7 protein-coding genes are annotated in these 6,493 nt (G+C 44.6%); all 7 read right to left on the bottom strand.

Annotated features, from left to right (window positions below; genetic code table 11):
- Nucleotides 1-234, bottom strand: a 234-nt coding sequence (locus tag NWE91_00425; protein MCW3984872.1) for a hypothetical protein, incomplete at its 3' end; no start/stop codon positions are given.
- A 3-nt stretch (nt 235-237) separates the two neighbouring features.
- A complete protein-coding gene (locus NWE91_00420; GenBank protein ID MCW3984871.1) occupies nt 238-1,131 on the bottom strand; it encodes a type II secretion system F family protein in 894 nt (297 codons plus the stop codon).
- Nucleotides 1,131-2,933 carry a type II/IV secretion system ATPase subunit gene (locus tag NWE91_00415; GenBank protein ID MCW3984870.1) on the bottom strand — a complete coding sequence of 601 codons (1,803 nt, stop codon included), beginning with the start codon at nt 2,931-2,933 and terminating at the stop codon, nt 1,131-1,133. The genes NWE91_00420 and NWE91_00415 overlap by 1 nt, the downstream gene beginning before the upstream one ends.
- Nucleotides 2,934-2,939: 6 nt before the next feature.
- On the bottom strand, nt 2,940-4,790 hold the full coding sequence (locus NWE91_00410; GenBank protein ID MCW3984869.1) for a hypothetical protein: 1,851 nt from the start codon (nt 4,788-4,790) through the stop codon (nt 2,940-2,942).
- Nucleotides 4,768-5,229 carry a hypothetical protein gene (locus NWE91_00405; GenBank protein MCW3984868.1) on the bottom strand — a complete coding sequence of 154 codons (462 nt, stop codon included), beginning with the start codon at nt 5,227-5,229 and terminating at the stop codon, nt 4,768-4,770. The genes NWE91_00410 and NWE91_00405 overlap by 23 nt, the downstream gene beginning before the upstream one ends.
- 60 nt (nt 5,230-5,289) lie before the next feature.
- Nucleotides 5,290-5,730: a hypothetical protein gene (locus NWE91_00400; GenBank protein ID MCW3984867.1), complete on the bottom strand. Its 441-nt coding sequence runs from the start codon at nt 5,728-5,730 to the stop codon at nt 5,290-5,292.
- A 171-nt stretch (nt 5,731-5,901) separates the two neighbouring features.
- Complete coding sequence (locus tag NWE91_00395) at nt 5,902-6,408, bottom strand: 4-vinyl reductase (protein ID MCW3984866.1); 507 nt, start codon at nt 6,406-6,408, stop codon at nt 5,902-5,904.
- Nucleotides 6,409-6,493: the final 85 nt, after the last annotated feature.

Raw genomic sequence — 6,493 nt, 5'->3', positions numbered from 1 at the left:
GTTTCTGTCTACTTCTCTGCCCCATCTATAGTTGTTAAATTCAACTATGGCTGGAAACGTGAACGCAATGAGTAGGCCGAAGGTCATGGTGTTGTTCACTTTCTGGCTTAGCGGGATTAGATAGGGTTCTTGAGGTGTGTAGAGTCCTAGCAGAATTGGGATTAACATAATTGAAAGTCCGACTGAGCCTGAGACCGCCCAAACAGCGATTCTGTATTTCTGTTTGAAGTACATATGCTATTCTTCCTCCGGTAGGACGCCGTTTAAGATGATGATGAAGATCGTGCTGATCATTGGGAGTCCTAAGAAAACTAGGAGGTTTAGTTGTTCCACGGGAGATAGACCGAATGCGACGTTGCCCATAATCGACATAATTGTTAGCATGACTATGAAGACTATTGGACCCATGACCATTGCTGAGATGTAGATTTCTCCAAGGGCTACTAAGGTGCCTAGGGTTTTCTTTAGTTGTTCACGTTTGGCGTGGAGAAGTCTCTTTGTCTCGAAGGTTAGAAGGCTTTTTAGGTCTCCGCTTGTCTTCACTGTGTTTGTGATTCCGGTAAGGAGCTTTGAGAAGGCTTCTGAGGGGCTGTGAAGTTGGAGGTCTCCCAGTGACGAGGTTACGTCTAACCCAAACATCTTGACGTTTGTAATGAGCCGTCTGGCGAGGTCTTTAATCGCAGGATGTTGCTCCACCTGAGTTACTCGTTCGAACATTCTTTCAATTGAGACGCCTCCGGCGGACAACACTGCCATGTATCCTGTGGTGTAAACAAGGTTCGCGTCTATCTCCTTCCTTCTTTGACTTCGACGGTAAATGGGATACGCAACGAAGGTTATCGGAACTGTAAGTGAAATTATGCCTGAAAGGGTAAGAACTGCCATAAAGTATTGGAACAATGTTAAGTTGAAGAGAAAATGATGCATTATAGCGCCTATTGTGAATGCTGAAACAAACGCAGTTAAGGAAGCAAACAGCATGAGGGCCATATAAGACTCGTATAATCTGGAAATTCCGCTTTTCAGATAGATCTGCTTGAAAGCCGTGAAACGAGAGAAACGAGGCGTCATCTTCCCAAATAGTCTGTAACTTAGCGTTGTCAGGTACGATGCTTTTTCTGTTTTCACCATTAGATTTCCAGCCTCGCTCTGTTGTAAACATCGTTTGGATTGAGGTAGTATCTTCTCACTACGTTGGCTACATCATTGTAGCTCTTGATGTTCCTGCGAACCATCCACTTTAGGACGTGTTCCCGTTTCTTCAGCTCGTTTAATAGGGCATCCACGGGGATATGCTTGAGTTCAGTGATTTTTTTGAAGATGTAGCTTTCGCTGGCTGATTTCGGGCTGAATATGAAGGAGTCGCTTCCTGGGTCCCATTCGTACATCTTTTTGAACTTTGCTCTTTCAGTTTTATCGTTGATTCCTGTGATCTCCGAGATATCGTGGACTCGGCGGACTGTGGTGCCTCGAAGTTTTGTTCTGCCTATCAAGACAATGGCATTCATCATCGGGATTAGCATTGGAGGGATATTCATTGGTTTGGTTAGCAGCCTTTTCTCTACTGTCTCTACGTTTTCGGCGTGAATTGTGCAGAGACCGCCGTGACCGACTGAGATGCTTTGGAAAAGCGTGTAGGCTTCTTCGCCTCTTATCTCGCCTACGACTATGTAGTCTGGTCGCTGTCTCAGAGATGACTTGAGCAGGTCGAAGAGGTTTACTTCCTGGACTCCTATTTGAAATGAGGGGCGTGTTACCATTGGTATCCAGTTCTCGTGGAGCCGAAGTTCACGGACTTCTTCGATGGTGACGACTTTCATCTCGGGTCTTATGAACATCGAGATCGAGTTTAGTAGAGCAGTTTTACCTGACGCGGTTGCGCCGGCAACTATGATGGACCTTAGGTTTTCGATGAGTATCCAAAAGTAGGCTGCCATCTGAGGTGATATCGTGCCGGAGTTGATTAGGTCAACAACGGTGAAGGGATTTGCCCTGACCTTTCTTATGGTGAATGTGTCTCCTCGTTTGGAAATTTCCTCTAAGGTGAGGTGTACCCTGAACCCTTCGGGAAGGGCTCCTTCAAGGATTGGCCTTGAAACTGATATTTGGTGTCCTGCTTTGTAGGCTAGTCGTGTGATGAAGGAGCCTAATTCTTCTTTTGAGTGGTATATGACGTTGGTGGGAATTGACTCGTGGTATCTGTGCCAAACATAGATTGGAATTTCTGTGCCGTTGCAGCTGATGTCTTCGATGTTTGGGTCTCGGATGAGGATGTCGAGGATGCCGTAGCCGAGGAAGTCTCTTTTCATGTAGTAGATGAATTTTTCAACTGAGTCTTCGGAGATCTTTAGTTTGAAGGTTTTCATGGCTCGTTTGATTTGATTTGTTAGATAGTCTTCTGTGAGAGTTTCGTCCTTGAGAATGAATAAGGGAACGTTAGCCTCTTCCTTTATGATTGTTTTGAGTCTTCTGAGAGTTTGTTTCTCGTGTTCGTCCATTGTTGGTTCAACGGTTAGATACTGAAGTTTTCCAGTTTCCTTGTTGACGTCTATCCCCACGTATCCGAATGGAGCATTAACCGCGTAGAATTCCTTAAAGGCGAGCGGTTGCGCCCGCGCCGATGATTCTGTTTCTTTAAGCAGAGCTTTTTGTGGTTGAGATGTGTGAGGTTTGTTTTCGAGACTGAGCCTCCAAAAATCGACGGGGATTCCTAGTTTTCTTAGTTTGGCCACTACGCTTTTTGCAATAGTGTCAATGTGTTGCTTGAGTGTACCCATTTTGATTTTCGCAGTGTTGATGATTAATAATCTCTTTGCGTTTCTACTCAGCTTGTGAAGTCGTTTGTTGATGAAAGACACTTTCGCTTTGATTTTGCTGATCAACTTCTGGAATCGAGAGAGAATGCGTTGTTGGTTGATAGAGGTCTTGCTCATCTTTTCTCAAGTCCAAGCATGCAAGAATGTTGCATCTATTTCCCATTCGTCGGCTTGAGTAGCATCACCTATTGATCTAAATCTAATCGTGAAGGTCGATGAAGTCAAGTAGGAAGAGACATCAACACTATTCCATCCACTTGACAAATCTGTGAAAACATTATTCCATGCAGTGCCGTTCCAGACGTCTACGAGAATGTCTTCTGATCCCATCGTTCCTCCATAAATACTCAACCATTCATTTGCTTCGTCATACTCGGCTGTTGTCCATTGAACCTCCAAGTTTAACTGATAGTTTTCCAATATCCAATACCCCACTAAAGAAAACTTGATGTCTTGGGTTCTGTCCTCATAAATCTCTATGGTGCTTGAGACATCGGACTGGACGCTCCATCTTCCACCCGTCAATCCGCCTGATTCACCCTCATGAATCAGTACTCGTCTATCAAGAGATGAAGAGTTAGCTCTGGCACCACCATATCTTTCTCTTCCGTCTGCATCGTTTTCCACCAAAACTTCAACAACTGCGTTTGCAGGAGTTGGAAGTGTTTCATCTTCCCATACATCGGCGCTCGCAGCATCCAAACTGTCCATCCTCTCAACGTAGTCAATGTTGCTGTCGAAATAGCCTAGAAGGTAGAAGTTACCAGTGGTGCCGGTATTATAACACTCAATTTTTCCAGTGTTCGCGTCGGTCTTGACGCCCATGGTAAATCCGTCCTGTCCGCCTCCTTCTGACTCATGAATTGATACGTATCTGTCTAGGGATGAGCCATCTGTCCTCACACCTACATTTCTCTGAGCACCAGTATCAGCGTTGGCGACAAAGATTTCAGCCACACTACCTTTCGGTACTCCATAATCCGTGTAGAGGTCTTTGTCCGTCCAGGAACTATCATAGTCTGGATTCCAATTTTCAAACTTCTCTGTGTAAGTGGTTCCAGTAAAGTATCCAATGACTCGAAACGAGATTGTATTATCAGCAATAGTCTCAGCATAAATCTCGATGCTTTCATTTGCATTAACTTGAACCATCATAGATACAATGACGAGTCCACCAGCTTCAGCTTCATGCATAGGAATGTAACGATTCAAGGAGCTGCCTACTGCTCTCACACCACCATCTTTCTTTGCGTTAGCTGATTCATCCTGGTAAATATGAACGATTGCAACACTATTCGCTGGAACACCATAAGAATCTAGGCTTTTATTTTCCCAAGTAGCCGCAGCTGTTGGTTTGAACGTATCTGACCAAAGCTCCGTGTAAGAGCCCACAATATTCTCCTCTGTTAGAGTATCCACTATGCCGTCTGGACCTGCTTGTTGCGCTGAAAAGAGACTGTGGCTTCCTATTGTGGGAGGGTCACCTTCTTCATCTACAAAATTGTATCCGGTTTCTTCTTCAGGATAGCTTGTGCCGAATGTGTTTCCAAGTTTCGTGACTAATTGGATTCTTAGGTGACCCGCGGAAATTGTGACGCTGGAACCTATGTTAGTCACTGTGTCATCTGGATCAGCGTAAACATCTAGTTCATAGTAGTCTTGGGTGTCAGGAGTGGCGGTCTCGTTGAAAATTCCTAGCCAGATGAGATGGATCTGATAAGAACCGGTATTCTTGACAGTTATGTTTAGCTTATCTCCGCTGGTTTTCGAGACACTTTTAAACTCGATGCTTTCCTTGTTTTTTCTGAAGTCCAGCTCTTGCATGTCTTTTAAAGTTGTTGTGTAATCTTCTGTTACGTTGATGTTGAGAGTGTAAAATGTGAAGCCAGACATGATGATGAGTAGAATGAATACTGCTCCGATTATGGAGCCTGCTCCTCGCTTGTCGTGGCTAAGCTTCCCAGTACACCACATCTCTGCTTCCCCGCTCGCTGACAGCTGTTATCTCGTAGGTTTGATCTACTGTGATCGGGACTGGTGAAGTGAATTTGACAGAAACAAGGCTTCCCTTTGCTGTGGTTTCCCCTCTTCCGTCTGTGTAGGCTGAGGCGGAAACTTGTGTGCCGTCTATGTACACGGCGTCGATGACAAGTTCGATTTTTCCGTAGTTTAGAACTGTTATGTTCATGTAGTCAGTTGAGACGTTCCACCATACTGTGGTTATTGATAATCGTTCTCGAGCTAGTTCTTCCTTCTTGGCTGTCTCCAGTTGAAAGGAGCTTCCTGATGAACCAAGTGAGTTCACACTGTAAGCGTACAGTGCTGTGCCGGCGATTGTAACTATTAGGATCATCATTAAACTTGCAACAACTTCGCTTACTCCTCGCTTGTCATGAAAAAGGGAGCGAAACATCTTCTTCAGCCTACCTCTCGTTCAAGAAGCTGCGAATAGAGGGGAAAGAGAAAGGGATTCTTATTTGGCTTCTACGGATTGAGAGATTGTAGTACCGTCTTTACAGGTCACTTTCACTTCGTAGAAATAACCTGTGGTCATGGTCTTCGTGACATTTAGGTACGCCACAGATTGCACAGTCAGTGGAACACCTGCAGCAGCAATCGCGGTTTCGTTCGCTGTGTCGGTTCCGTCAATATATGTCTTTGAAAGCAAGATGTCCTTGCCGCCAGTGTTTCTGATGTATATGTATATTTCATCTGCCGTTGCATCTGCATAGATGGAGTCAAATTGCAGTTTTCCTTGTGTGCCTCCAGCAGTCGTTGTGGCTCCTCCGAGCCATCCCATGGTGTACGAGTAGACGACGACGCCAGCGGCAACTGCGAGCAACATTAGAATCAAAGATGCAATTACAGGAGAAAACGCTCTCTTTGCCCTCAACAGTTTCTTCCATATCTTCATGTTTTGTTCACACTCTACCTTTTGATTATGCCTTGGCATTATCTAAGGCTAGTGTAACCATTGGTTACGAGGGTCAGTGACAGTTTCTGCGTATTTGACTTGAGAATGGAAGTTTGTAGTCAACTAAGCTCGTCTTGATGTTAAACTATAACAGACAAATGCAAGTTTGTGCTATTCAAATATGAACTTGCAGTGTTCGTCTCCTCTTCCAGCGCATTTTTCCTCAGTAATTTCGATTGGTTTTCCGCACAGCTCTGAGAGGAAGCCTTCCAGGAAACCTCTGAAGAGGTGGCAACATGGCTGAGTGGTTTTGCGGGCTACTGTTTCAAATGAATCGATGATTATGACTTTCCCAGGTCTTTTCGCAAAGTCGATGTTCTGGAAGGATGATTTTCCCCAGTTTTCATCGTTTTCTAGTTTAACAAGATGATTTAGCGCTTTCTCTTTGGTTCCAGCGTTTTTCATGATTTTCTTGCATGTTTTTTCACCGCTTCTCTTAGCCGCTGTACGTAGGATCACGGAGGCTGCTGAGGGTGAAAAGATTTCTTCTAAGGCTGATTCGATCTCGCTTAAGGTTTCAAAACTGAAGAGGACACCCTCGCCTAAACTGTCCTTTTTCGTACGGATGGCTTTGCTATCTATTGAAAGTGCGCTCATTGCTAACCATGTGTTCAACATGCAGAATTAACGATTCTGCAGACTTCTGAATCGTTGTCGGAGTCGAAACTGATTCAGCTTGATTTTTTAGGTGGCGATTTCGTTG

It is taken from the genome of Candidatus Bathyarchaeota archaeon (genome assembly GCA_026014805.1).
Lineage (GTDB): Archaea > Thermoproteota > Bathyarchaeia > Bathyarchaeales > SOJC01 > JAGLZW01.
This window is presented reverse-complemented; position numbering and strand designations above follow the sequence as displayed.

Coding starts and splice junctions, on each gene's coding strand:
- NWE91_00420 (MCW3984871.1), bottom strand. CDS start 1,131: ATGGTGAAAACAGAAAAAGCATCGTACCTGACAACGCTAAGTTACAGA.
- NWE91_00415 (MCW3984870.1), bottom strand. CDS start 2,933: ATGAGCAAGACCTCTATCAACCAACAACGCATTCTCTCTCGATTCCAG.
- NWE91_00410 (MCW3984869.1), bottom strand. CDS start 4,790: ATGTGGTGTACTGGGAAGCTTAGCCACGACAAGCGAGGAGCAGGCTCC.
- NWE91_00405 (MCW3984868.1), bottom strand. CDS start 5,229: ATGTTTCGCTCCCTTTTTCATGACAAGCGAGGAGTAAGCGAAGTTGTT.
- NWE91_00400 (MCW3984867.1), bottom strand. CDS start 5,730: ATGAAGATATGGAAGAAACTGTTGAGGGCAAAGAGAGCGTTTTCTCCT.
- NWE91_00395 (MCW3984866.1), bottom strand. CDS start 6,408: ATGTTGAACACATGGTTAGCAATGAGCGCACTTTCAATAGATAGCAAA.